The 25,881-nt window shown below is 59.8% G+C and carries 25 protein-coding genes and 1 pseudogene; 16 read left to right on the top strand and 10 right to left on the bottom strand.

From position 1 onward, the window contains the following. Positions 1 to 8: 8 nt before the first annotated feature. Positions 9 to 623: a Crp/Fnr family transcriptional regulator gene (locus E0E41_RS00545; RefSeq protein ID WP_130868281.1), complete on the bottom strand. Its 615-nt coding sequence runs from the start codon at positions 621 to 623 to the stop codon at positions 9 to 11. A gap of 100 nt (positions 624 to 723) precedes the next feature. On the opposite strand from E0E41_RS00545, the gene leuC reads away from it, so the two are divergent. The 11 genes from leuC to E0E41_RS00490 all read left to right on the top strand — a co-directional run bounded on the left by leuC (position 724) and on the right by E0E41_RS00490 (position 12,999). Further along, positions 724 to 1,983, top strand: coding sequence for a 3-isopropylmalate dehydratase large subunit (leuC, locus tag E0E41_RS00540; protein ID WP_130868280.1), 1,260 nt, complete (start codon positions 724 to 726; stop codon positions 1,981 to 1,983). Between the two features lie 14 nt (positions 1,984 to 1,997). Continuing rightward, a complete protein-coding gene (locus E0E41_RS00535) occupies positions 1,998 to 2,483 on the top strand; it encodes a 3-isopropylmalate dehydratase small subunit (RefSeq protein WP_130868279.1) in 486 nt (161 codons plus the stop codon). After that, entirely contained in the window at positions 2,480 to 3,556 is a 1,077-nt protein-coding gene (leuB, locus tag E0E41_RS00530) for a 3-isopropylmalate dehydrogenase (protein WP_130868278.1), read from the top strand. Before E0E41_RS00535 ends, leuB begins: the two co-directional genes overlap by 4 nt. A 102-nt stretch (positions 3,557 to 3,658) precedes the next feature. Further along, positions 3,659 to 4,447 carry a type III pantothenate kinase gene (locus tag E0E41_RS00525; RefSeq protein ID WP_130868277.1) on the top strand — a complete coding sequence of 263 codons (789 nt, stop codon included), beginning with the start codon at positions 3,659 to 3,661 and terminating at the stop codon, positions 4,445 to 4,447. Between the two features lie 86 nt (positions 4,448 to 4,533). Next, entirely contained in the window at positions 4,534 to 5,124 is a 591-nt protein-coding gene (locus tag E0E41_RS00520; RefSeq protein WP_130868276.1) for an ECF transporter S component, read from the top strand. 160 nt (positions 5,125 to 5,284) lie between these two features. Continuing rightward, positions 5,285 to 6,475, top strand: coding sequence for a pyridoxal phosphate-dependent aminotransferase (locus E0E41_RS00515; RefSeq protein WP_130868275.1), 1,191 nt, complete (start codon positions 5,285 to 5,287; stop codon positions 6,473 to 6,475). A 171-nt stretch (positions 6,476 to 6,646) separates the two neighbouring features. Further along, on the top strand, positions 6,647 to 8,083 hold the full coding sequence (gene purB / locus E0E41_RS00510; RefSeq protein WP_130868274.1) for an adenylosuccinate lyase: 1,437 nt from the start codon (positions 6,647 to 6,649) through the stop codon (positions 8,081 to 8,083). A gap of 16 nt (positions 8,084 to 8,099) precedes the next feature. Beyond that, a complete protein-coding gene (gene pfkA, locus E0E41_RS00505; protein WP_130868273.1) occupies positions 8,100 to 9,083 on the top strand; it encodes a 6-phosphofructokinase in 984 nt (327 codons plus the stop codon). Positions 9,084 to 10,176: 1,093 nt separating this feature from the next. Beyond that, positions 10,177 to 11,133, top strand: coding sequence for a rolling circle replication-associated protein (locus tag E0E41_RS00500; protein ID WP_130868272.1), 957 nt, complete (start codon positions 10,177 to 10,179; stop codon positions 11,131 to 11,133). A gap of 33 nt (positions 11,134 to 11,166) precedes the next feature. Beyond that, positions 11,167 to 11,694 (top strand): tyrosine-type recombinase/integrase, encoded by a 528-nt coding sequence (locus E0E41_RS00495; protein ID WP_130868271.1) that lies wholly within the window; start codon positions 11,167 to 11,169, stop codon positions 11,692 to 11,694. Between the two features lie 297 nt (positions 11,695 to 11,991). After that, entirely contained in the window at positions 11,992 to 12,999 is a 1,008-nt protein-coding gene (locus E0E41_RS00490; protein ID WP_242623640.1) for a tyrosine recombinase XerC, read from the top strand. Here E0E41_RS00490 and E0E41_RS00485 read toward each other — a convergent pair. Both E0E41_RS00485 and fba read right to left on the bottom strand, forming a co-directional pair. After that, the gene (locus E0E41_RS00485; RefSeq protein ID WP_130868269.1) at positions 12,983 to 13,510 is read right to left on the bottom strand and encodes an amidase domain-containing protein; all 528 of its coding nucleotides are present in this window, start codon (positions 13,508 to 13,510) and stop codon (positions 12,983 to 12,985) included. The two genes, E0E41_RS00490 and E0E41_RS00485, sit on opposite strands and share 17 nt — an antisense overlap. Before the next feature lie 94 nt (positions 13,511 to 13,604). Further along, positions 13,605 to 14,570 (bottom strand): class II fructose-1,6-bisphosphate aldolase, encoded by a 966-nt coding sequence (gene fba, locus E0E41_RS00480; protein ID WP_130868268.1) that lies wholly within the window; start codon positions 14,568 to 14,570, stop codon positions 13,605 to 13,607. Positions 14,571 to 14,698: 128 nt separating this feature from the next. On the opposite strand from fba, the gene E0E41_RS00475 reads away from it, so the two are divergent. Continuing rightward, entirely contained in the window at positions 14,699 to 15,946 is a 1,248-nt protein-coding gene (locus tag E0E41_RS00475; protein WP_130868267.1) for a 6-phosphofructokinase, read from the top strand. A 253-nt stretch (positions 15,947 to 16,199) separates the two neighbouring features. On the opposite strand, the gene radA is transcribed toward E0E41_RS00475, so the two are convergent. Together radA and E0E41_RS00465 are read right to left on the bottom strand one after the other, a co-directional pair. After that, the gene (gene radA, locus E0E41_RS00470) at positions 16,200 to 17,561 is read right to left on the bottom strand and encodes a DNA repair protein RadA (protein ID WP_130868266.1); all 1,362 of its coding nucleotides are present in this window, start codon (positions 17,559 to 17,561) and stop codon (positions 16,200 to 16,202) included. A 25-nt stretch (positions 17,562 to 17,586) separates the two neighbouring features. Further along, on the bottom strand, positions 17,587 to 18,288 hold the full coding sequence (locus tag E0E41_RS00465) for an N-acetylmuramoyl-L-alanine amidase (protein WP_130868265.1): 702 nt from the start codon (positions 18,286 to 18,288) through the stop codon (positions 17,587 to 17,589). Positions 18,289 to 18,446: 158 nt separating this feature from the next. On the opposite strand from E0E41_RS00465, the gene E0E41_RS00460 reads away from it, so the two are divergent. From E0E41_RS00460 to E0E41_RS00450, 3 genes and pseudogenes are all read left to right on the top strand, one after another. After that, entirely contained in the window at positions 18,447 to 18,905 is a 459-nt protein-coding gene (locus tag E0E41_RS00460) for a YhcH/YjgK/YiaL family protein (protein ID WP_130868264.1), read from the top strand. A gap of 128 nt (positions 18,906 to 19,033) precedes the next feature. Then, the gene (locus E0E41_RS00455) at positions 19,034 to 19,501 is read left to right on the top strand and encodes a spore coat protein CotJB (protein WP_242623639.1); all 468 of its coding nucleotides are present in this window, start codon (positions 19,034 to 19,036) and stop codon (positions 19,499 to 19,501) included. Next, positions 19,501 to 19,698 (top strand): annotated as a pseudogene (locus E0E41_RS00450) (manganese catalase family protein); the annotation flags it as partial. The gene E0E41_RS00455 and the pseudogene E0E41_RS00450, both read left to right, overlap by 1 nt. A 1-nt stretch (position 19,699) precedes the next feature. Here E0E41_RS00450 and E0E41_RS00445 read toward each other — a convergent pair. The 5 genes from E0E41_RS00445 to E0E41_RS00425 all read right to left on the bottom strand — a co-directional run bounded on the left by E0E41_RS00445 (position 19,700) and on the right by E0E41_RS00425 (position 25,384). Then, complete coding sequence (locus tag E0E41_RS00445; protein WP_130868262.1) at positions 19,700 to 20,572, bottom strand: recombinase family protein; 873 nt, start codon at positions 20,570 to 20,572, stop codon at positions 19,700 to 19,702. Between the two features lie 81 nt (positions 20,573 to 20,653). After that, the gene (locus E0E41_RS00440) at positions 20,654 to 22,735 is read right to left on the bottom strand and encodes an ATP-dependent helicase (protein WP_130868261.1); all 2,082 of its coding nucleotides are present in this window, start codon (positions 22,733 to 22,735) and stop codon (positions 20,654 to 20,656) included. Between the two features lie 11 nt (positions 22,736 to 22,746). After that, complete coding sequence (locus E0E41_RS00435; protein WP_130868260.1) at positions 22,747 to 23,577, bottom strand: TrmH family RNA methyltransferase; 831 nt, start codon at positions 23,575 to 23,577, stop codon at positions 22,747 to 22,749. After that, complete coding sequence (gene yaaA, locus E0E41_RS00430; protein WP_130868259.1) at positions 23,565 to 24,326, bottom strand: peroxide stress protein YaaA; 762 nt, start codon at positions 24,324 to 24,326, stop codon at positions 23,565 to 23,567. The genes E0E41_RS00435 and yaaA overlap by 13 nt, the downstream gene beginning before the upstream one ends. 8 nt (positions 24,327 to 24,334) lie before the next feature. Then, positions 24,335 to 25,384: an alcohol dehydrogenase gene (locus tag E0E41_RS00425; RefSeq protein ID WP_130868258.1), complete on the bottom strand. Its 1,050-nt coding sequence runs from the start codon at positions 25,382 to 25,384 to the stop codon at positions 24,335 to 24,337. Positions 25,385 to 25,425: 41 nt separating this feature from the next. On the opposite strand from E0E41_RS00425, the gene E0E41_RS00420 reads away from it, so the two are divergent. Next, positions 25,426 to 25,881, top strand: coding sequence for a manganese catalase family protein (locus E0E41_RS00420; protein ID WP_278045188.1), 456 nt, complete (start codon positions 25,426 to 25,428; stop codon positions 25,879 to 25,881).

Below are 25,881 nucleotides of genomic sequence, written 5' to 3'. Positions count from 1 at the left end.
ATGCTTTTTTATTCGTCCCGCAGAAAACGCTCCAGCGCCGGACGGTCCAGCAGCCGCAGAAGCTTGTAACCGGTCTGTACCCATCCTTTTTTATCAAACTCACCCAGGACCCGGCTTACTGTCACCCGGCTGACGCCCACCGAGGCGCCGATCTCCTCATGGGTGCATTTCAACCGACCGTCCGCCTCCGGGATCAGGGACAGCAAGTGGCGGGCGATCCGCTTGTCAGCCTGGAGGAATTCGCCGTCCACATGCTCAGAGAGCATACGGACCCGCTGGGCCAGATTCTCCAGCATGGCGATAGCCAGGCCGGGACGGGCTGCGAACACCTGCTCCAGCCGCTGCCGGGTCACAGCCACCAGATCACACTTGGTTACCGCCATGGCGGAGGAGACCCGGGGCTGCTGGTCAAAAAAGGCGGCCTCGCCGATCAGCTCGCCCGCGTGGGGCAGGGTGAGGATCCGCTCGTCCCCCTCCGGGGAGCTGATAAAGCACTTTACCGTGCCCGACACGATGTAATAAAAACACTCCGCCCGGGTGTCCTGCAGATAGATCATCTGACCGGGTTCCTTGTGCTGAATGGGCTGGCCGTCAGCCAGCGGGGTCCAGATATTGCGCAGCATTGGCCTTCGCCTCCCACGGTAATTGTAGCATGGTTTACATTCTTTTGACAACCCCTTGTGGTATCCTGATTTCAAATAAAGCATAAGGAGGCTCTCAACCATGGGAATGACCATGACTCAGAAGATCCTGGCCAAGCACGCCGGCCTGGATCATGTTGTCCCTGGCCAATTGGTAGAGGCTAAACTGGATATGGTGCTGGGCAACGACATTACCGCCCCGGTAGCCATCACAGAGTTCGACAAGGCGGGGCTGACCCAGGTGTTTGACAAGGACAAGATCGCCCTGGTGCTGGATCACTCCACCCCCTGTAAGGATATCAAGTCCGCTCAGCTGTGCGCCCAGGCCCGGAAGTTTGCCAAACGGTTTGACATCACCCACTTCTATGACGTGGGCTGTATGGGTGTGGAGCACGCCCTGCTGCCTGAACAGGGCCTGACTGCCCCCGGCGAGTGCATGATCGGCGCCGATTCCCACACCTGTACTTACGGTGCGGTGGGCATGTTCTCCACCGGCGTGGGCTCCACCGACATGGCCGCCGGCATGGCCACCGGCCTTGCCTGGTTCAAGGTGCCCGCCGCCATCAAGGTCACCCTGAAGGGCAAGCTGCAACCCTATGTATCCGGCAAGGACGTGGTCCTCCACCTCATCGGTACCATCGGCGTGGACGGCGCCCTGTACAAGTCCCTGGAGTTTGCCGGGGAAGGGGTAGCCGAGCTGTCCATGGATGACCGCTTTACCATTGCCAATATGGCCATTGAGGCTGGCGCCAAGAACGGCATCTTCCCGGTGGACGACAAGACCCGGGCCTATCTGGCCGGCCGTGTAAACCGCCCCTGGGAGGCGGTGGAGCCCGACCCGGACGCTCAGTACGACCAGGAAGTGGTCATTGATCTGAACACCCTCCAGCCCACGGTGGCGCTGCCCCATCTGCCCTCCAACACCCGCACCATCGACCAGGTGGAGGGCACCCACATCGACCAGGTGGTCATCGGCTCCTGCACCAACGGCCGGCTGGACGACCTGCGGCAGGCCGCTGCGGTGCTCAAGGGCCGGAAGGTGGCCAAGGGCGTGCGCTGCATCGTTCTGCCTGCCACCCAGCAGATCACTCTGGACGCTATGGCCGAGGGCCTGATCCAGATCTTTATCGAGGCCGGCTGCGCCGTGTCCACGCCCACCTGCGGCCCCTGCCTGGGCGGCCATATGGGCGTACTCTCCGACAATGAGCGGGCCATTTCCACCACCAACCGCAACTTTGTGGGCCGCATGGGTCCTGTGTCCTCCGAGATCATCCTGGCCAACCCGGCGGTGGCCGCCGCATCCGCTGTGGCGGGCTGTGTGGCCGATCCCCGGAAGCTGTAAGGGAGGTTTTAGGCATGAAAGTATATAAGTATGGCGATAACGTGGATACCGACGTGATCATTCCGGCCCGGTATCTGAATGCACCCGACGAAAAATCTCTGGCCTCCCACTGCATGGAGGACATCGACGCCAGTTTTGCCTCCACTGTGGAGCAGGGCGATATCATTGTAGCGGGCAATAACTTCGGCTGCGGCTCCTCCCGGGAGCACGCGCCCCTGTCCATCAAGGCCTGCGGTGTCAAGTGCGTCATCGCGCCCTCCTTTGCCCGTATCTTCTACCGCAACGCCATCAACATCGGCCTGCCCATCATGGAGAGCGCCGAAGCGGCCGCCGAGATCCAGGCGGGGGATACTGTGAGCGTGGACTTCGCCACCGGCACCATCACCGACGAGACCCAGGGCAAGACCTGGCAGGCGGCGCCCTTCCCGGAGTTTGTAAACCGGATCATCGAGGCCGGCGGGCTGCTCAATTCTCTGAAAGCGCGAGGTGTGGCGAAATGAATTACAAGATTGCCCTGATCCGGGGCGACGGCATTGGTCCCGAGGTGGTAGGGGAGGCCGTCAAGGTCCTGAACACGGTGGGAGAAAAATTCGGCCATACCTTTATATATGAAGAGGTCCTGCTGGGCGGCTGTGCCACCGACGCGGTGGGGAAGAGCTACCCGGACGGTACTGCCGAGAAGTGCAAGGCCTGCGACGCAGTGCTGCTGGGTGCTGTTGGCGGCCCCAAGTGGGGCTCCGACAAGCCTGCCGAGCAGCGGCCTGAAACCGCGTTGCTGGCCATCCGCAAGGATCTGGGCCTGTATGCCAACCTGCGGCCCGCCACCCTCCGGCCCGCTATGGCGGACGCCTGTCCTCTGAAGAAGGAAACGGCGGACAAGGGCATTGACCTGATGATGGTGCGGGAGCTTACCGGCGGCATTTACTTCGGCCAGCGGGAGAAGTATCAGACCGAGGACCGGGGCATGGAGTGCGCCGACCGGATGGCCTACTCCGAGAAGGAGATCGAGCGCATTGGCCGCCGTGCCTTCGAGCTGGCCCGGCTTCGCCGGAAAAAGGTGTCCTCCGTGGACAAGGCCAACGTCCTGGAGACCAGCCGCCTGTGGCGGAGCGTCATGCACCGTCTGGCGGAGGAGTACTCCGATGTCCAGTACGAGGATGTGCTGGTGGACAACTGCGCCATGCAGCTGGTCCGTGATCCCGGTCAGTTCGACGTGGTGGTGACCGAGAATATGTTCGGTGATATCCTGTCCGACGAGGCCTCCATGGTCACCGGGTCCATCGGCCTGCTGCCCTCCGCCTCCATCGGGGACATGGCTCCCGGCCTCTACGAGCCCATCCACGGTTCCGCCCCCGACATCGCCGGTCAGGACAAGGCCAATCCCATTGCAACCATCCTGTCGGTAGCCATGATGTTCCGCTACTCCTTCCACCTGGCCGCCGAGGCGGACGCAGTGGAGGCGGCAGTGGACGCCGTGCTGGCCGAGGGTTGGCGTACCGCCGACATCGCCGAGCCTGGCGTCACCCCCATCGGTACCAAACAGATGGGCGATCTCATCTGCCAGAAGATCTGAATACACAGCGGGACAGCCTCTGAAGGCTGCCCCGCTGCTTGACGCTGGGAGAAATAGCTGGTACAATACCGGAGGATAACAACGGGAAAGGGGTACGGAGCTATGATTCTGGCGGTGGATGTGGGCAATTCCAATACGACGGTGGGCCTGTTTGACCAGACCGGCAAGCTGAGTTTCCGCTCCACCCTGGAGACCTCCCAGAGCAAGACCCGGGATCAGTGCGCCATCGATCTGTTCGGTGTGTTCCGACTGTACGGCGCTGAAATCCGGGAAGTGACCGGCGCCATTCTCTCCAGTGTGGTGCCGCCGCTGACCGCGGTTTTTGCGGACACTATCACCCGGATGACCGGAAAAGCCCCCCTGGTCGTAGGACCCGGTATCAAAACCGGTCTGAACATCAAGGCAGAGATCCATGATCAGCTGGGCAGTGATATCGTGGCCTCCTCAGTGGCCGCCATGGCGGGCTATCAGAGCCCGATCGTGATGATCGATATGGGAACTGCCACCTCGCTGTCCCTGATTCAGGGCAGCGTGTATGAGGGCTGCATCATCATGCCAGGCCTGACCCTGGCCCTGCGGGCCATGTCGGAGCGGGCCGCCGCTCTGCCGCCCATTTCCATTGAGAGCCCGGCCCAGGTGGATCTGCTGGGCCGCACCACGGAGGAGGCCATGCGCTCCGGTGTGCTGTACGGCCACGCCAGTATGGTGGACGGCATGGTGGACCGCATTGAGGCGCGGATCGGCCAGCCGGTGACCGTAGTGGCTACCGGCGGCAACGCCCCCCGGATCCTGTGCTATTGCAGGCATGAGATCCAATACGACGCCGATTTGGTTATGAAGGGGCTCTATCTGCTCTATCAGAAGAATACCCGAAAAGCCAAAAAGGCCTGAAATGGTACTCAACGGCAATTGCCGTGGGTAAATAAAGAGTGCGCTGCATCCTCTCAAAGAGGAGCGGCAGCAGGAGGTAATTTCATATGAGAGCAAGCGAGAAAACCAGACGCCTGACAGGACTGGCTTTATTGACAGCCATTATTGTGGTCCTGCAGATAGTCGCCAGTTTCATCAAGTTCGGTCCGTTTTCCATTACTCTGGCGTTGGCCCCCATTATCATCGGCGCGGCTTTGTATGGGCCTAAAGCGGGCGCTTATCTGGGCGGCGTATTCGGTGTTGTGGTTTTGATTGCCTGTATTTTGGGCTGGGATCCGGGCGGAAGTGTCCTGTGGAACGCCAACCCTTTCCTCACCGCGGTGGTCTGTCTGGCCAAGGGCATCCTGGCTGGTCTGTGTGCCGGTGCCGTCTATCAGGCTATTTCCAAAGGCCCTCTGGCCCCGATTGTGGGCGCTATTGCGGCAGGCATCGTCAGCCCGGTGGTAAATACCGGCCTGTTCTGCCTGTGCCTGACCCTGCTGTTCCACGACATCTTGGTAGCCTGGGCGGGTGGAACGGACATCGTGTACTATATCATTTTTGGCCTTACCGGAATCAACTTTGTGCTGGAGCTGGTCATCAATCTGGTGCTCAGCACCGTCATCGTCCGGGTGGTCACTGCAAGAAGTCACGCATAAATGCCTTTCAGGGCGTCCGTCAGAACGGCGGACGCCCTATTTTGCATCAATAATTTCTTCCTCATTCAAAAACCATGAAGTTTTTTTAAGAAACACTTGCTTTTCTGCAAGTTCGCGCATATAATATGTCAAGAACTTTGAGTACAAGGGAGAGATTCCATTGAAAGAGCTGTCCAGGATCGCGCAGTCCGTCCGGGCGTCCACCACTATGGCAATTGACGCTATGTTCAAGCAGATGAAGGCCGATGGCATTGATGTTATTGGCTTTGGTGCCGGTGAGCCGGACTTCAACACCCCCGACAACATCAAGCAGGCCGGCATTGAGGCCATTCAGAACAACGTGACCCGCTATACCCCCGCCGCCGGCACAGTGGAGCTGCGTCAGGCGGTATGTGATCGGATGAAGGCCGACTGCGGCGTGGAGTACAAGCCCAGCCAGGTAGTGGTGAGCAGCGGCGCCAAGCATCTGGTGTACCTGGCGCTCCGGGCCATGGTGAATCCCGGCGACGAGATCATCCTGCCTGCGCCCTACTGGGTCAGCTATTATGAACTGATCCGCATGGTGGGCGGCGTGCCTGTGGTGGTCACCGCCACTGAAGCTGAGCACTTCAAGCTCACCGCCGAAAAGCTGGAGGCGGCTGTGACCCCCAAGACCAAGGCCATCATCCTGAATAATCCCTCCAACCCCACCGGCATGATGTACGGCAGGGAAGAGCTGGAGGCCATCGGGGCCGTATGCCTGAAGCATGAGATCTATGTGATCTCCGATGAAATCTATTACAGCCTGGCCTATGACGGAAAGAAGTTTACCAGCTTTGCCGCCCTGAGCCCTGAGCTCAAGGAGCTGACTGTGCTGGTCAACGGCGTGTCCAAGTCCTACGCTATGACCGGCTGGCGGATCGGCTATGCCTGCGCCAACGACACCATTGCCAAGATCATGGCCAATTACGTCAGCCACTCCACCGGTTCTCCCGTGGCGATTTCCCAAAAGGCCGCTGCTGTGGCTCTCACCGCGCCCCAGGATCAGGTGGAGACGATGCGCCAGGCCTTTGAGGAGCGGCGCAACTACATTGTGGAGCGGATGAACTCCATCCCCGGTGTCAGCTGCATCAAGCCCGAGGGCGCTTTCTATGTGATGATGAATCTGGAGAAGCTCATCGGCAAGACCATCCACGGCGTGGAGATCACCAATGACGATGTCTTTGCCGATGCGTTCCTGAAGTACGGCCTGGTGGCCGTGGTGCCCGGCTCCGGTTTCGGTGCGCCCAACTTCGTCCGCTGGTCTTACGCCACCTCCATGGAGAATATCAAGGAGGGTCTGAACCGTCTGGAGAAGTTCCTGGCGGAGTAATTTCACCCTTTCCGCGGTGCAAAGTGGCCCGCGGCAGCCGTGTCTGTGCGGTTGTCGCGGGCCACATAACGTTATGAATCAGTAAAAAGTTGCTCTTGTGACAGAGGGGCTTTTGTGATATACTACCGGCTGTAATGACTTGCTATTTTTGTGCGTAAAAGAAGGGTATCCATGAATAGAAATAAGTATGAATCACCACTTTGTTCCCGTTATGCCAGCAATGAAATGCAGTACATTTTCTCCCCGGACAAGAAGTTCTCTACCTGGAGGCGTCTGTGGGTGGCACTGGCCCGGGCGGAGATGGAGCTGGGCCTGCCGGTGACCCAGGAGCAGGTGTCAGAGCTGGAAGCCCACATCGACGATATCGACTATGAGAAGGCGGCTCAGTTTGAGCGTGAACTGCGCCATGACGTGATGGCCCACATCCATGCCTATGGGCTCCAGTGCCCCAAGGCCATGCCCATCATCCACCTGGGCGCCACCAGCTGCTACGTGGGCGACAATACGGACATCATCCTGATGCGGGAGGCTCTGTGCCTGGTGCGGGATGAGCTGGTGCGGGTGTTGGGCCACCTGGCGAAATTTGCCGACCGCTATAAGGCACTGCCTACCCTGGGCTTTACTCACTTCCAGCCGGCACAGCTGGTGACGGTGGGGAAGCGGGCTACCCTTTGGATGAATGATCTGCTGCTGGACCTCCAGGAGGTGGAGCACCGGATCTCCTCCCTGAAGCTGCTGGGCTGCAAGGGAACTACCGGGACCCAGGCCAGTTTCCTGGAGCTCTTCGACGGCGACCACGCCAAGTGTGTGGCGCTGGACCAGAAGATTGCCGCAGAGATGGGCTTTGACGCCACGGTGCCGGTATCCGGACAGACCTACTCCAGAAAGACGGACTATATGGTGCTCTCCGCGCTGTCCGGTATCGCCCAGTCGGCCAGCAAATTTGCCACCGACATGCGCCTGCTGTGCAACCTGAAGGAAGTGGAAGAGCCCTTTGAGGCCCATCAGATCGGCTCCTCCGCCATGCCCTACAAACGCAACCCCATGCGCTGTGAGCGGATCTGTGCTCTGTCCAGATATGTGATGGCCGATGCGCTGAATCCCGCCATTACCGCGGCCACGCAGTGGTTTGAGCGCACCTTGGATGATTCGGCCAATAAGCGGCTGTCCGTCCCTGAGGCGTTCCTGGCTGTGGACGGCATCCTGGGCATCTACGCCAACGTGGCGGACGGCCTGGTTGTCCACGAGAAGGTCATTGAAAAGCACGTTATGGAAGAGCTGCCCTTTATGGCCAGTGAGAACATCATGATGGACGCCGTGAAAAAGGGCGGCGACCGCCAGCAGCTGCATGAGCGCATCCGTGTGCTCTCCCAGCAGGCAGGCGCCAACGTGAAGGACAGGGGAGAGGCCAATAACCTCATCGACCTGATTGCGGAAGATCCGCTGTTCGGTATGACCCGGGAGGAGCTGACCGCCCACATGACCCCCTCCCGCTATATCGGCCGCTGTCCGGAGCAGGTGGATGCCTTTTTGGAGCATGATGTGCGTCCGGTTCTGGAGCGCTATTCTGATGCCCTGCAAAAGAAAGACGTTGAGCTGAAGGTATAAGATAGGAGCGTTGTATATGGAAAAAACTGTTCGCCGTATCGGTGTATTTACCAGCGGGGGAGATGCCCCTGGCATGAATGCAGCTATTCGCTCTGTTGTTCGTACCGCCCTGCATATGGGCATTGAGTGTATCGGAATTCGCCGCGGCTACCATGGCCTGATCAACGGTGACTTTGTGCCCCTGACCTTTGAAAGCGTCAGCGGTCTGTCCAGAAGGGGCGGCACCATGCTGTATTCCGCCCGCAGCGAGGACTTCAAGTCCCAGCTGGGCCGGGAGAAGGCGGTGGCCACTTGCAAACTGTTGGGCCTGGACGCTCTGGTGGGAATCGGCGGCGACGGCACCTTCCGGGGTCTGCTGACCCTGGCCCAGCAGGGCCTGAGCGTCATCGGCATTCCGGGTACCATTGACAATGATATCGCTTGTTCTACCTATACCATTGGCTACGATACCGCCTGCAACACCGCGCTGGAGTCCATTGATAAGCTCCGTGATACCATGCAGTCTCACGAGCGCTGTTCGGTGGTAGAGGTCATGGGCCGCCACGCCGGCCATGTAGCTCTGAACGTGGGCGTGGCCTGCGGCGCCACGGCTGTGTTGGTGCCTGAGCAGAAGGTCAACTATGAGGAGGATCTGATGGAGCCGATCCGCAGATCCCGTCTGGCTGGACGAACCCATTTCATGATTATCGTGGCAGAGGGTGTGGAAGGCGGCGCCTATGAGGTGGCCAGACAGATCAAGGAAGCTACGTCGCTGGATACCCGTGTGACCGTTCTGGGCCATGTGCAGCGGGGCGGCGCACCTACGGTGCGTGACCGAATTGCTGCTACATACATGGGCTATGAGGCTGTCCGGCTGCTGGCTGAGGGCAAGAGCTGCCGTGTGGTTGCCATGGATGGTGAATCCTATGTGGATTATGACATCACGGAAGCGCTGCAGATGCACAAGGGTCTGGACCAGCAGACTTACACCGTCATGCGCGCTCTGACCGGGATTCAATAATAAGCAGCACCACGGATCTTACCGCATCTCCGGTAAGATCCGTGGGCTTTATATACTGTAAGCCGACCCCGCAGGGGGGCGGCTATGAATTTAGATCACGAACTCAACAAAATAAAGGGCCGTTTTGTTGAGTGCGAACGGGAGACCAGGATACGCCAGAGGGGTGCGGACAACTTCGTCCGCACCCCTCTTTTCGGCCCCTCGTCCCCGCCCGTGGCGGATGGCGGGGGATGCGCAGCATCCCCATGCCCTTGCGCTCCCCCTCCGGACGGAGGGGGACGGGAGGGGAAGGCGAAAAAACGCCCGCCCTCTACCACGGCCAAAGGACAGCCAAAAGGCTGACGGTAGAGAGCGGGACGCCCTTGCTCCATCATAGTAGCACAAGCGTTCGAGCTTGTCAAGCCCCCTTTTGGGGGGCTCCCTACCATCTGCCGCAGGCAGGACAAGCCAGGCAAGGGCGGCCTCTGGCCGCTTGTCTCGACCCTTGCCGGGCTGGCCTGACAGTGGCACCCCTCTCCACGCCGGGCGGGGCGGAGGCGAAAAGGCGGCCCGCAGGGCCGCCAGCCCCGCCCGGCGGGAGGAGCCCGGACGCCCGGAGGGCGGCCCCCGGAGGGGCCCGAAGGGACCCGCAGGGGGTGGAGCGCAGGGGGGACCCGCGAGGGCCCGGAAGGGGGCGGGGGNGGGGGTGCGGGGGGTAAAGTCCAGGCCGGTATAGATGGTGAACAGCCGGTCCGGGTCAAATTTCCGGGAGATGAGAAGGTTGGTCATGGCGGCGGACACGCCGATGCGGTAATCCAGGCAGCGCAGGAGCGAGGGAGGAGACAGCCGGGGCGGGCCGAAGCCCGGAGGGGGCCAACGAAGGGCCGCACAGGGGCCCGGAGCGGCCCCCGCAGGGGCCCCAGGGCCGAGCACACCGAAAGAAGTCCCGCCGATCCCACGGGAGGCGGGACAACCGGGACGGGGGGACCCCGAGGGCCCCCCCCATCACGGGGGCCCGACGGGCCCGGGGCCCCGGACCGGTGCCCTTCGCTCCCGCGACTGCCCACGCTCCCTATACTTGATACAGGGACAACATTCCGTCACGCACCAGCCCATGACCACCCAAGACAAGCACCCCATGAGCATCTCCGCGCTCCTGGCTCAGTCCGGCTCCGGCAGGGGCGGCGTCTGCCGCACAGCCAGGATCAAGGCCTATCCCGACGGCTCTCTGGAGGTCCTGGCCTGCGACAAGCCCATCTTCCACCCGGAGGGCTGGGAGAAGGCAGGGAAGCGCCCTTCCCGCCCAAGGCGGACCTCTCGGCCCCAGGAGCAGGGACAGGATCAGGACGGGGAGAAGCAGGATCGGTCCAGCCTGGACCGATCCATGCGCCGGGCCCGGGCCCAGGTCAGGGACCTGGCCCTGGCCAACCCCTTCCGCTGGTTCGTCACCCTCACCCTGGACCAGGCCAGGGTGGACCGCTACGACATGGCCGCCATCACCCGCAGGCTCAACAACTGGCTGGACAACCAGGTCCGCCGCCACGGCCTGGCCTACGTCCTTGTGCCAGAGCGGCACAAGGACGGGGCCATCCACTTCCACGGCTTCTTCAACGACGCAGTGAAGGCCGTTTTTTCCGGCCACAGGGACAGGGAGGGACACCCAGTCTACAACCTCCCGGCCTGGTCCCTGGGCTTCACCACCGCCATTGAACTCTACGGCGACTACCACGCCGCTGTGGGCTACGTCTGCAAGTACATCGGAAAGCAGGGCGAGAAGCCCGGCGGCCGCTGGTACTACTCAGGCGGTGCCCTCCGGCGTCCCCAGGTCTCTTTCACCGACCTGGGACCAAGAGACCTGGAGGAGCTGGAGCAGGAGGGAGGCGTCTACCGCTTCGACGTCCCAGAGGCCGGGCTCTCCTTCGCCCTCCTCCGGGCCAGGCCGGTGGAAGGCGGTGGAAAAGTCTCGCTGGAACACTTGTTTGATTCTTTCGAGTTTACTTTTTCTGGATTGTTAAGCCGGAGCAAAACCACTGGGGCCGTAGGCCTCCAGGGAACCGGTGGAGACGAGTGACCCCGCCGGTTTGCTCCGCAGAGAGGAGTTGGCATGAAAACTTCATACCTTCTGGACAGGGAGGTCGGCCACGTCCTGGCCGCCCTTACCCCGTCAAACCGGCTGGTCTGCCGGGTCTGTTTACACACCGGCCTCCGGGTCGGCGACGTGCTGGCCCTGCGCACCCAACAGCTTGGGCCTCGCTTCTGGATCACCGAGCGCAAGACCCGCAAGCGCAGACAGGTGGGCCTGCCCGCCGGTCTGCTGGCCGACATCCGCGCCCAGGCAGGGGAGGTCTGGGCCTTCCCGGGCAGGAACCCGTCCAGACACCGCACCAGACAGGCCGTCTGGGCCGACGTCAAGCGGGCCGCCAGGGCCTTCCGCCTGCCTCAGAACGTGGCTCCCCACAGCTTCCGCAAGGTCTACGCCGTGGACCTGCTCCACAGGTACGGCGACCTGGACCGGGTCCGCCGCGCCCTCAACCACGGCTCCTGCGAGACCACCATGATCTACGCCATGGCCGACCGGCTCCTGACTACCAAGGCCAGCCGTAGAGCCGGTCGGAGCGTCACCAGATGGTGAGCCCGTCAATTCCGGGTTGACAAATCCCGCCGCCTGTGGTACCTTGTCCTTGTCATCTTGCTGAGAAGGAGGTGAACCGGCGTGACGCCCTGTCAGCGTTGCCCACCACGCTCCGCGCTCCGGCGTCCGGCTCAGTGAAGCACTCAGCAAAACGGCTATTTTGTTGGCGGGCGGATCGACGCCGCCCGCGTAAGTTCAGATCCTTGAAGAAGCCGACCCCGAGAGGGGGCGGCTATGAATTTAGAGAGCGAACTCAACAAAATAAAAATTTTGTTGAGTTGGAGGGAGGCAAAACCGGTGTCAGACTACCGAAAAGACGCTCCGCCCATTCTGCGGGACTTTTTGGTGTACCATGAGACCATACAGGGACATTCCCGCAAAACTGTAGATGAATACTATCTGGACCTGCGCAACTTCTTCCGCTATCTGAAGCTGGAAAAAGGCCGCGTACCGCATGACACTGCGCTGGACGATATTTTGATCGATGATGTGGACCTGGATTTTGTCCGTTCCGTAACCCTCAGCGATGTCTACGCCTACATGAACTATCTCAGCCGGGACCGGGCCAAGCATGCCAACAGCCCCATGACCGGCTACGGTTTGGAACCCTCAGCCCGGGCCCGTAAGATCGCGGCGATCCGTTCTTTTTATAAGTACCTGACCAATAAGGCCAAGCTGATCTCGGAAAATCCCATGCAGGACCTGGACGCGCCCCGGCTGAAAAAGTCGCTGCCCCGCTATCTGGATCTGGAGGAAAGCATCCATCTGCTGGAATCGGTGGATGAGCCAAACAGAGCCAGAGATTACTGCATTTTAACCCTCTTTCTGAACTGCGGACTGCGGATTTCCGAGTTAGTTTCGCTTAACTTAACGGATATCCGGGACGAGCAGCTGCGCGTTTTGGGCAAAGGCAATAAAGAGCGGATGATTTTCCTCAATGACGCCTGCAAAGCTGCGCTCGACGACTGGCTTGCTGAACGCAGCCGCAGTGCGGCGGCGGATAAAAACGCGCTTTTTCTGACCCGTAAACACACCAGAATGACCACCGATGCCGTTCATTACATGGTCAAGCAGCGGCTGAAAAAGGCCGGTCTGGATGCTTCCCTGTATTCCAGCCATAAGCTGCGGCACACGGCGGCCACACTGATGCTCCAGAACGGCGTGGATGTGCGTACCCTTCAGGAGGTACTGGGCCACGAACACTTGAATACGACCCAGATTTACACCCATGTAGATAACGAGAACCTGCGCGCCGCCGCCAAGGCCAATCCGCTGGGCAGGATAAAGTCTAAAAAAGCGGACTGATCGCCTCTTGCTCACGCCAGACACCGTTGATATGGAGGAATCGGGCCTTTTGAAAGGAATAGGTGTTAAGCGGCCGGTAATCCACGTCATAGGAATGGGAGGCCACCAGAACGCTGCGGAAGTTGGGGCGTCCCAGGACTTGTACCACGATGGCGGTATGGGTAAAGGTGTCGCCCCGGGCACTGAGCTGAATAAAATCCCCTGGGGCAATCTGCGTCAAGCGCACCGCATCGGCGGCGGGGCCAGGCGTGGGTGTCTGGCGAATCAGATAACGGTAGAAATATTCTACGCCTGTCCAGGCAGGCGCCTTATCGTTGGCGTTTAGATAATACCAGCCAAAGTCCGGTGTAAAATCCATGACGCCTGCGCCGGCGTAGAGACATTGGGACGCAAAATTGGTACAGTCGCCGCCGATCTCCTCATAGTCATAATAGATTGGGTTGCGCTGAAAGGCCCAGCGGTGGGCATAAGCCACTGCTGCACGACGGTTATAGGCGATCCGTTCCAGCATACACTCCCCCCCTTTCCTGCTATCCTATGCAGAAGAGGAAGCGTGGGAAACAAAAAAGGAGAGGGTCTCCCCTCTCCTTTTTTATAATTTGTTTTTATGCCTTACCATCACAGCCCAGCACATGGATCAGCTTGTGCTTGACCAGCTCCTTGATGTTGGCCCGGGCGGGCTTCAGATACTCGCGGGGGTCGAACTTATCGGGATGCTCATTGAAGAACTTACGGATGGTGCCGGTCATAGCCAGACGCAGGTCGGAATCAATGTTGATCTTGCAGACAGCGCCGCGGGCAGCCTGGCGGAGCTGCTCCTCGGGAATGCCGACGGCATCCGGCATCTTGCCGCCGTTCTCGTTGATCATCTTCACATACTCCTGAGGCACAGAAGAAGAGCCGTGGAGCACAATGGGGAACCCGGGCAGACGCTTCACGACTTCATCCAGGATATCGAAGCGCAGCGGAGGGGGAACAAGCTCGCCCTTCTCATTGCGGGTGCACTGAGCGGCGGTGAACTTATAGGCACCGTGGCTGGTACCGATAGCGATAGCCAGGGAATCACAGTTGGTCTTGCTGACGAACTCCTCGACCTCCTCGGGACGGGTGTAGTGGGAATCGGCGGCGGACACGTTGACCTCGTCCTCTACACCGGCCAGAGCACCCAGCTCAGCCTCAACCACCACGCCGTGGTCGTGGGCGTACTCCACAACCTGCTTGGTGAGCGCAATGTTTTCCGCAAAGGGTTTGGAGCTGGCGTCGATCATAACGGAGGTGAAGCCGCCGTCGATGCAGCTCTTGCACAGCTCAAAGCTGTCGCCGTGGTCCAGATGCAGGCAGATGGGCAGGCCAGTCTCGATGATAGCGGCCTCCACCAGCTTGATCAGATAAGTGTGGTTGGCGTAGGCACGGGCGCCCTTGGACACCTGAAGGATCAGGGGAGCGTTAACCTCTTTTGCGGCTTCGGTGATGCCCTGCACGATCTCCATATTGTTGACGTTGAAAGCGCCGATGGCATAGCCGCCATTATAGGCCTTCTCAAACATTTCCTTAGTGGTAACCAGTGGCATAAGGCTCATCTCCTTTTCTTAATCAATCATGATTTTAGCAGTTCTCATTGATAATTTCAAGAGGACGTGGTATGATATTTCCGAAAAAACCCAGGTTTTTCGAATTTGAGTTATCAGGAGGCAACTACATGAGTGAACTGAAGGGTGCCTGCATCATCGGTCAGTCCGGTGGTCCCACCGCCGTCATCAATGCCAGTGCGCTGGGCGTGATCCGCACAGCGTTGGATACCGATTGTATCACCCGGGTCCTGGGTGCGGCCCACGGCATCAAGGGTGTGCTGGAGGAAAGGCTGTATGACATGGGTGAGGAGGATGCGGCCGAGCTGGAGCTTTTGAAGTATACCCCCTCCTCCGCGCTGGGTTCCTGCCGGTACAAGCTGGCCGACCCCGATGTAGATGACACCGATTACAAGCGTATTCTGGAGATTTTCCAGAAGTACGATGTACGCTACTTTTTCTACAACGGCGGCAATGATTCCATGGATACCTGCAACAAAATCTCCAAGTACATGCAGAAGGTGGGCTATGAGTGCCGTATCATAGGTGTGCCCAAGACCATTGACAACGATCTGAATGGTACTGACCACTGCCCCGGATTCGCTTCTGCCGCCAAGTTCATTGCCACCACCTGTATGGAAGTCCATCGTGACGCTCATGTGTATGATACCGGCATGGTCGTAGTCATCGAGATTATGGGCCGTCATGCCGGCTGGCTGGCCGGCTCTGCCGGCCTGGCTACCTGGGCTGGTTATGGCCCCAACCTCATCTACCTGCCTGAAACCGATTTTGACCTGACTGACTTCCTGGACGATGTGGGCCGGATCTACCGTAATACCGGCAAGTGTATGGTGGCTGTGTCCGAGGGCATCCACCATGCGGACGGCTCCTTTGTCTCCGAAGCTAAGGTCTCCTCTACCGACGGCTTCGGCCATGCGCAGTTGGGTGGCCTGGCCACGATGCTGGCCAACTCCATTAAGATGGAGACTGGTGCCAAAGTCCGCGGCATTGAGCTGTCTTTGCTTCAGCGCTGCGGCTCTCATATGGCTTCCAAGACCGATATTGATGAGGCCTATATGGCAGGCCAGGCCGCAGTGGAGGCAGCAGTCTCCGGCGTTACCGATAAGATGGTAGCCTTCCGGTGCACCCGAGACAATGGCTATCACTGCGAAACCGTACTGCAGCCTCTGGATATTGTGGCCAACTATGAAAAAAAGGTGCCCCGTGAGTGGATCAACGCCGCCGGAAACGGTGTGGAGCAGCCCTTTATCGACTATGTGCTTCCTCTCATCCAGGGTGAGCCGGAGGCGCCCAAGAACGCCTCTCTTCCCCGCTTTGCCAAGCTGAAAAAGATTCTGACCACCGATCTGGACGGCTGATATCAGGGAATAAAAATGGGATCTATGGACAACCTTGTTCCATAGATCCCATTTTTTATTTCTTGATGGGAGTGGATGTGCCGTGGTATTTATTGCCTGCACCAGTGCCTGTGTGTACCAGTCGGACGGCTGCTGCACCCTGGAACGGGCGGCAGCCAGCGGGCTGCCGGCGGGAGAAAACGCCTGCGTCAACTATGTGCCCAGACCAGAGCCGGCATCAACCGAACAGAGCGCGGAATACACGCATAAACACTCATAGGAGCGCCGCCAGGGCCTCCCGAATATTGCGCACCTTGATCATCTGCAGGCCTTCCGGCACATCCAGCTTGCCGCCTGTCCGGGCAGGTACCAGGCATTTGGTGAAGCCCAGCCGGTGCACCTCGCTCAGGCGTTGGCCCAGAGCGTTGACGGAGCGCAGTTCCCCGGTCAGGCCCACCTCTCCAATGGCGGCCAGATCGCCGGGTACCGGTCTGTCCCGGAAGCTGGACGCCATGGCAATCACCATAGCCAGATCGGCGGCGGGTTCGTCCAGGAAAAGGCCGCCGATGACGTTGATATAGGCGTCGCAGGAGCTCACCATCAGGCCGCCCCGCTTTTCCAGCACAGCCAGCAGCAGGTTGGTCCGGTTAAAGTCGAATCCGTTGGCAGTGCGTCGGGGCACATTGAAGCTGGTGGGAGCCAGCAGCGCCTGCACCTCCGCCAGCACGGGACGTACACCCTCCATCACACAGGTGACGCAGGTGCCCGGCGTATCCTGAGGGCGGCCGGAGAGCAGCATTTCGGAGGGATTGGGCACTTCCCGCAGACCGGAATCCCCCATCTCAAACACGCCGATCTCGTTGGTGGCCCCGAACCGGTTCTTGGCCGCCCGGAGGATGCGGTAGGAGTTCTGCTGCTCTCCTTCAAAATAGAGCACGCAGTCCACCATATGTTCCAGTACCTTGGGTCCGGCGATGGAACCCTCCTTATTCACGTGTCCGATGACAAACACGGTGACCCCCAGCCCTTTTGCCAGCTGCATAAGAGCCATGGTGCAGTCTTTCACCTGCCCGATGCTGCCGGGCGCTGCCGACAGGTCACCGTTGTATAAGGTCTGGATGGAGTCCACGATGAGCACATCCGGCTTCAGTTCCCGCACCGATTCCAGCACATCCTCCAGATTGGTCTCCGCCTGGAGGTACAGTTCCTCCCCCCTGACGTGGAGCCGGTCTGCCCGCAGCTTGATCTGGCGTTCCGATTCCTCGCCTGATACATAGAGTACCTTGGCAAACCGGCACAGGTGGTCACAGATCTGCAGCATCAGAGTAGATTTTCCGATACCGGGAGCGCCGCCCACCAGGACCAGGGATCCCTGCACCGCGCCGCCGCCCAGCACCCGATCCAGCTCCCGCATTCCGGTCTCAAACCGCAGTTCATGGGTGGTTTCCACCTCAGCAATTGGCCGGGGACGGCTCATGGTGTGCCGCCCCTCGGAAACTGCCGCAGACGTCCGGCGCTTGGTCTCTGCCGGCTGTTCCACAATGGTGTTCCATGCCTTGCAGGCGGGACACTGACCGGCCCATTTGGGCAGTTCATTTCCGCACTCCGTGCAATAAAACATGGTTTTGCTTTTCATCTGAGGGTTCCCCCGTTCTCTTTTGTTATTCCGGCCAGGTGTACTGGAGCCAGGCGCCCGCCATGGCCGCGGCCAGTTTGGTCTGATACCCGCCGGAGCGGAGCAGTGCCTCCTCCTCCGGATTGGACAAAAAACCGCACTCAATCAGAATACCCGGACAGGAAATATGGTTCATTAAGTATACCGTATCCGGAATAGGCTTTGCCTGCCTGGCGTTTTCCGGGTCTAACACAGTACGGAGGCCCTCCTGGATATGGACAGCCAGCGCTTCACTTCCGTCCGTAGGGGCAAAAAAGACCTGAGCACCATGGTATTTCTGGTTTGTAAAGGTATTTTGATGTACACTGAACAGTACGGCATTCTCTACGCTCTCTATAGCCGACACCCGGTTGTGCAGATCAGACACTTTCTTTTCCCGCAGGGTACCGGCGCTCTCATCGTGGAGAGAGATATCGGATGTACGCAGTACCACAGGCGCCTGACCATAAAGGCCCAGGATCTGATCCAGCTTCAGCACGATGGCCAGATTAATTCCGCTCTCCGGAACGCCGGTGAGGGACACGGCGCCGCCGTCCTCCCCGCCGTGTCCGGCATCCAGGACCAGGGTGTGCCCGGAACTGCCCGCAGGGGAGAAAGCGGAGGTCTCCCGCCCCGGATGCAGAATCAAACAGATGGTGGTGGCGGCGATCAAAAGTGCCAATACTGCCCAATGCCCGGCCTTTCCCATGCACCTCTCCCCTTTCACCCTCCAGAATATGCGGGCGGGCGGCTGGGTAGAAGCGCAGAGCCATTGTATCACGGATCAAGTCAGTTGTCCAAGTTCCTGTTGCCTTTTTTAACCGGTCGCGATAAGATAGACGCAGATTAGAACGGAGGTGGACTTGCATGGTGATCGATAAAATGGAAAACGCGTCTTTGTATTATGGACTGGGTCCCCGCTTCAAAAAAGCACTGGAGTGGCTGCAGACGGCAGATCCCGACACCCTGACCCCCGGCCAGCGGGTGGAGCTGGAGGGCAGCGACATCTATGCCTTCCTTTTTGATGTGGACACGCTGCCTGCGGAGGAATGCAAGCTGGAATGCCACAGGAACTACGCCGACATCCAGTGTCTCGTCTCCGGACTGGAGGGCGCAGGGTACGCGCTGCCTGATGCCACGCTGGAGCAGTTGACGGAGTATGATGCTGCCGGAGACATCCAGTTCTATACCACGAATTGGGACACCCTTACCATCCGGCCCGGCACCTTCTATATCGTGTGGCCTCAGGATCTCCACGCTCCCCGGGTGGCTGTGGATGGACCGGTTCCCGTCCGTCGGCTGGTGGTCAAGGTCAAACTGAATTGAGGAAAAAATCTCCCCCGTCCCATACGGGGGAGATTTTTTGCCCCCAGGAACTGACAGATCCCGACCGGCCGCATAGGATGGAACGGAGCGGTGCCGTCCGCTCCAATCCATAGCAAGGAGGAACCGAGTTGTATCCTGAAAACAACAATACGCCGTCCACCGGCGTTTGCGATGACGCCAACGGCACGCTGCCCGAATGCGCACCGCTGGCCGTTCCCTATGTCCCGTTCCAGCAGACCGGCTCCAAGCGCTACACCCAGCAGGAGGCGCTGACCGTCGGTACGCTGTTCCCCGGCCTGGACCTGCCCTTCCGGGTCAAGAACACTGCCAAGCAGGCTCTTGGCGGCCCGTTGGCCGAGCTCCAGGCGCTGGAGTTTGTGCTTCTGGAGCTGGGTCTTTATCTGGACACCCACCAGAGTGACAAGGAGGCCTTCACCCTCTATCAGCAGTACGCCGATATGGAGCGCCAGGCCAGGACCCGCTATGAGGCCACCTACGGCCCGCTGACCCCGGCCGCCACAGCCAGTGCTGAGAGCTGGAGCGCCTGGCTGAAGGGTCCCTGGCCCTGGGAGCAGATGGAAGGAGGCAGCCGCTGATGTTTTTATATGAAAAGAAACTGCAGTATCCGGTCAAGATCACCACACCCAATCCCAAGCTGGCCAGTTATATCATCAGCCAGTACGGCGGTCCGGACGGCGAGCTGGGCGCATCCCTGCGCTACCTCTCCCAGCGGTACTCCATGCCCTATCCGGAACTCCAGGGTCTGCTTACCGATATCGGTACAGAGGATATGATTATGGGCCGCCGGACCGCCGTCCGCGGCGCGTCAGCTCCCGTTGGACGGCCTCCCAGGTTTTTCGGTCAATGATTGGGGCGTGGTGATCCCGGAGGATGACCCGGGTCTCCGCTCCCCTGTTGTACCTTTTCTCGTGGGTGAGGTAGTCCGGAGTGTAGGTCTTTTTCTGGATCAGATCACCGCAGTACTTTTCATTTTTCAGGATCTTCCACACGGTGGCGGCTGACCATTTTACGTTGCCGCGGCTGGACAGGACGCCCTCCTTCCGCAGCTCTCCGGCGATGGCCGCTGTGCTTTTGTGTTCCAGCAGACAGGCACGGAAAATGCGCCGCACCACCTCCGCCCCCTCCGGGTTGACGGCCATCTCCCCGCCCCTCACGTCATAGCCCAGCAGAGAGCCCCCGAATACCACCCCCTGCTCCATCCGCCGGGTCTGCCCCCACTTGACCCGCTGGGAGGTCTTGCGGCTCTCCTCCTGGGCGATGGAGGACATGATGGTGAGCCGCAGTTCCCCGTCCTGCTGCCTGGTGTCGATGTTGTCGATGAGGAAGAGCACCCCCACCCCCCGCCGGCTCAGCTCCCTGGTGTAGGCCAGGGTGTCCAGGGTATTGCGTGCAAACCGGCTGACCTCCTTGGTGAGGATCAGGTCGATTTCCCCCGCCCGGGCCGCCGCGATCATGGCGTTGAATTGCCTGCGCTTTTTGGTGCTGGTGCCGGAGATACCCTCGTCGGCGTAAATACTTTGCAGCACCCAGTTCGGATTGCGCTGGATGCACATCTGAAAGTAGCGCTGCTGGCTTTCAAAGGAATTTGTCTGGTCCTCTTTATCAGTGGACACCCGGCAGTAGGCCGCCACGCGGACCGTTTCCATGTGACCCCCTCCCTTCCCTGCACGGTATGCAGACAGAGAGAAAACATTCCGAAAACCCCCGCGGGCGGTCCCGTGGGGGTTCTATTCCAGCTTCAGCTGTTTTGCCCGGAGGGCAGTGGAGAGGGCGATCTTTTTGACCTCCTGACTGTCAAAGACAACTACGGCAATATCGCCTGTTTTGCTGACCAGGGTACCGGGTCCAAAAGTCTTGTGCAGCAGTCTGGTGCCCGGAATATAGTCCTTGGCCAAGGCCTCTATATGTTCCGCGGTAATCTGCTCCGCAATGGGCGCCTTTTTCCCTGCCGGAGCTGCTTTCTGCCCTTTCCCAGGGAAGATTTCCCGGGAAAATACCGATTCCAGCCCCACTTTTCGGAAGGTAAAGAGGCTCAATTCCCGTTTGGCCCGGGTCATTCCCACATAGAACAGCCGCCGTTCCTCCTCATAGGCATCCAGTTCCTCCGGTTCCATCTGGTCCTGGGGCAAGCTCCTGGGCAGCAGGCCATCCGCCACATCCATCAGAATGACCTTGTCGTATTCCAGTCCCTTGCTGGAGTGAATGGTGGAGAGCACAAAGGGGCATGCCGGATCTGCGGAGCCTGCCTGCACCACATCGCGCAGCTCCTCCAGCCGGGCCAGCAGCTGATCCGGCGTGGACACCTGAGCGCCCAGTGCCTCCAGGATTTCCGCCTTGCGCAGGTCGCCGCCCCGCTCCTTCAGGTAGTCCCCGTAACCCATGAAGTGTACGATCCGGTAAACGGCCTTGTCTCCCCGCTCCTTCAGAAGATTGACCATGTGGGTCTGGAGGGCCCGGCACTGCTTTTTCGTCCACGGAGATGCGGCAGCGGACGAGGCGATGTACTCCAGAGGCATACTTCCCGACCGGACTGCCTCCTGAGCCAGGATCCGGCTGATACCGGCGCCCAGCTTATAATAAATGTTCAGAAACAGCCCGACCTCTGCCTGGTCCAGGGCATAGCGGATGATATCCGTGATATCCCGCACCACCCGGCAGGTGAAAAAGAGACTCTCTACCTGCCGGCACCGGTAAGGGATTCCGGCCCGGTCAAGCTGGTCAATGAGAGGCAGGGCACTGTCATTGTCCCGGTAGAGCACGGCAGTCTCTGAGCGGCAGTTTTGGGCTACCTTACAGAGATAGCTGTACTGCTCCTGCCGGTCATAGACCGAGATCTCCCGGATATCCGGCCCCTTCCCCCGCGTGGCTTTCATATGCTTGGGGCGGCGGTTGAGATTTTTCTGAATGAACCTGTCCGCCGCCGCCACAATCTGCTCCGCAGAGCGGTAATTGCGTTCCATATAGAGCACCCTGGCGTTGGGGTAGACCCGGTCGAATTCCGTCAGGGCCTGGGGATAGGCAGCCCGGAACCCATAGATGCTCTGATCCTCGTCGCCCACCATGAATAGATTCCCGCTTTCCCCTGCCAGCAGCCGGATGATGACATGCTGAATCTTGGAGGTATCCTGAGCCTCATCCACGCAGAACCAGCGGTAGCGGGCCTGGACCGCCTGGAGGATCTGGGGGTATCTGCGCAGGATCTGAAGGGCATAGACCATCTGATCGTCAAAATCCATCAGATGCCTCTGCCGGAGCGTTTTGCAATAGCTCTGATAGAAGACCGGAAACTCCAGCCCCTCCACCTGGACCTCCGCCAGCTCCTCCCCTTTAAGCATCTGGTTTTTGGCATAAGTGATGGCGGTCTCCAGATTCTTGACAATGCTCTCCGTGGCAAAATCGTTGGTTTGGCTGCGATAAAGCTCACTGATAAGGGCGCTCTTCTGGCCGCCGTCCTCCAACAGGCGGAAGGCGGTCCCTCCTGTTACCCGTTCATAGTAGCGGATAATCCGGCTGCACACGCTGTTGATGGTGTGAAAGGCCAGGCGTTCCGCCTCTTCCGCTCCAAAAAAGGAGGCGTACCGTGCCCGCATGTCCCGGGCGGCGGCCACGGTATAGGTCATGGTGAGGATCTGCTCCGGCGGGATGCCGCGCACATGGCACATATAGCCCAGCCGGGTGACCAGTACGGTGGTCTTGCCGCTGCCAGGCACCGCCAGCAGCAGTACCGGCCCATCCACCGCCTGCACCGCCGTCTCCTGCTGGGGATCCAAATGCAGCGCATACCGTGTCTTCAGCTGAGAAAAGTCCATCTGCACTCCGCTCAGGTCCGGGGCCGAAGCTGCCAGAAGATGACCGCTCCGGCGGCAGCCACGTTCAGGGAATCCACCCCATGGAGCATAGGGATGCGGGCGGTATAGTCGCAGCCTGCGATGGTGTGGGCGGAAAGGCCGTCTCCCTCAGTGCCCAATATGATGGCCAGCTTCTCCGCCTGAGCCAGCACCGGATCGTCGATCCGGATGGAATCGTCGGTCAGCGCCATGGCCACTGTCTGGAACCCCAACTCCCGCAGGCGGGAGAGCCCGGGCTGGGGCCACTGGGACTGGTCGGAGCCGATCTGAGCCCAGGGAATCTGAAATACCGTGCCCATACTGACCCGCACGGCCCGGCGATAAAGGGGATCGCAGCAGCAGGGTGTGACTAGGACACCGTCCATACCCAGGGCGGCGGCGGAGCGGAAAATAGCGCCCACATTGGTGGCATCTGTGATATTCTCCAGTACGGCGATCCGGCGGGCTGTCCGGCAGAGCTCCTCCACACTGGACTGGACAGGCCGGCGCATGGCGCACAGTACCCCTCTGGTAAGCTGATAGCCGGTAAGCCCCTCCAGCACTGCCCGGTCGGCGGTATAGATGGGGATGTCCTGATACCCCTCCGGCAGATGCTCCAGGAAAGAAGGAATGTGATTGCGCTCCATCAGGGCGGAAACAGGTTGGCAGCCCGCTTTCAGCGCGCAGGCAATGACCTTGGTGCTTTCCGCAATAAAAATGCCCTTTTCCGGCTCCAGCCGGTTGCGGAGCTGGGCGTGGGTGAGCTGGGTGTATGCCTCCAGCTCAGGGGCGGAAAGGTCGGTGATCTCGATTATGCTGGACATGTTGTGCCTCCCAAAAGAAAAACATAGGTCGACGGGTCGGAATGCCGGGGCGAAAAGGTATAGTTCAGGCGGGAAAAGTCCTTCATGGCCTCCGGCTCACCGGCTTGGATCTCCGCCAGATACCGCACCATCTCCCCTCTGGCCATCTTGCAGAGGGTACCTTTTTCCACGACTTTGCCGTCCCGCTCCTCGCCGAATACGCAGGTGATAAACCGCGTTCCCGGCTTTTGATAGCGGGAGACGCAGAGGCTGTACTCCTTGGATGCCAGATTGACGATACAATCTGTCTCGCTGTAGAGTTGACCCGCAATCATGCCGCCCCAATAGCTGTAAAGGTCCTTCACATCACAGATATTCAGCTTGGCCTGCATCTCCAGACGATAAGGGATCACCCCGTCAAACGGCCGCAGAAGGCCATATAGCCCGGACAGGATCCGCAGGTGCTCCTGCACATAGTCAAACGCTTCCCGGGAAAATACGCCGGGGGCCATATAGCGGTACTGGATCCCCTCGTAGGCCAGAATAGCGGGAGTCAGGTTGGTGTGCAGGTCGATGGTTCTCAGCCGCTCCGCATTGAGGGCGGCGATCTGATCGTTGCATTTCCAGAGCCTTTTCAGTTCTTCATAGGACATGGACCTGAGTTTATCGTAAAGTGTTTCAGCTTGACTGATAAAGCAGGGCAAGGATTTCCACGGCAAGCTGTCCGTATCAGTTCTCATTTTCTTGGCCGGCGAAATGATAAGCCGCATATCAGGCATCACTCCCCCGCCTCATCCGGCCTGATGGCGACTTTTATGACCCCGTCCCGCCGGTGCTCGAAGAGATCGTAGGCCTCTTCAATGCGGCTGAGTGGATAGGTATGGGTAATAAGCGGCGTGGTGTCCAGCTTCCCGGCCGAGATAAGAGCCAGGGTTTCATCGCAGTTGCAGCCGTCCACCCCTCCTGTCTTAAAGGTCAGATTTTTGCCGTACATGTCCGGCAGGGGCAGTGTCTGAGGTCCGTCATACAGCGCCACCACTGTGACAATTGCGTTGGGCCGGGCGCACTGCCAGGCCATCCGGAAGGTATCGGGACTGCCCGCCACTTCCAGCACCACATCCGCGCCGCCGTGGCCGCTGTTTGCCTGAACAAGTGCCTGTACCTGATCCGGCCGCGCAGTCAGCACCTTCGGATAGTGGTCCCGGACAAATTGCAGCCGGTACGGATCGATATCACAGATGATGATTTTCCGGGGATGGTACAGGCGGACACATTGTAAGGTGCAGATTCCGGTTGGTCCGGCACCCAGGATCAGCACCGTATCCTCCTCCTTGATTTCAGAGATCTTGGCCGCCCAGTAGCCGGTAGCCAGTACGTCCCCTACCAGCAGGGCCTGCAGGTCTGTGACAGAGTCCGGAATCTTGTTGAGGCCCTGGTCGGCATAGGGCACCCGCACATATTCCGCCTGTCCGCCGTCGATGCGGCACCCCAGAGCCCAGCCGCCGTTCGGATCGGTGCAGTTGTTGACCCATCCGTGCTGACAGAAAAAGCAGGAACCGCAGAAGGTCTCCACGTTTACCGTCACCCGGTCGCCTGGCCTGACGCTGGAGACCTCCTCCCCCACCTGCTCCACAACACCCACCATCTCGTGGCCCACGGTGATACCGGGCACCGCCCGGGGCACGGAGCCGTGCTTGATGTGCAGGTCGCTGGTACAGATACTGCCCAGGGTGACCCGAACGATGGCGTCCCGGGGGTGGAGCAGGACCGGCTTGGGCTTGTCCAGCAGCTGAAAGGTGCCTTGTCTAATATAAGTGTAAGCCAACATGGGCGTTCCCTCCTGAGCGTTCACAATGGTTCTATTATAATCTGCGGGAGAACCCCCGTCAATGGAGCGGCTGGAACCGCTATGCTTCCTCAGCAGGTACTGAGGAATTGGGCCACCTGGAAATGATCGGCGCCATCGTGCATCAGCTGACCCGCAATCTGACGGAGGAGCAGATCAAAACCAGCGGCTTCGCTCCGTATTTCGTGGATCACACCACCGGAATCTACCCCACGGCAGCCTCCGGCGCCCCCTGGAATGCCGCCGGCATCGGGGTCAAGGGTGATGTGATCGCCGACCTGACGGAGAACATGGCCGCTGAGCAGAAGGCCCGTGTAACCTATGACAACATTCTGCGGCTCAGTGACGACCCGGACGTGAGCAACGTAATCAAATTCCTGCGGGCCCGGGAGGTGGTCCATTTCCAACGCTTTGGCGAAGCAAACCGTACAACAGGAAAGCGCGGTATGGGAGCAGCCTCCCATACCGCGCTCGTCTGA

The organism is Intestinimonas massiliensis (ex Afouda et al. 2020) (assembly GCF_900626285.1).
In the GTDB taxonomy this organism is placed as follows: domain Bacteria; phylum Bacillota; class Clostridia; order Oscillospirales; family Oscillospiraceae; genus Flavonifractor; species Flavonifractor massiliensis_A.
This window is presented reverse-complemented; position numbering and strand designations above follow the sequence as displayed.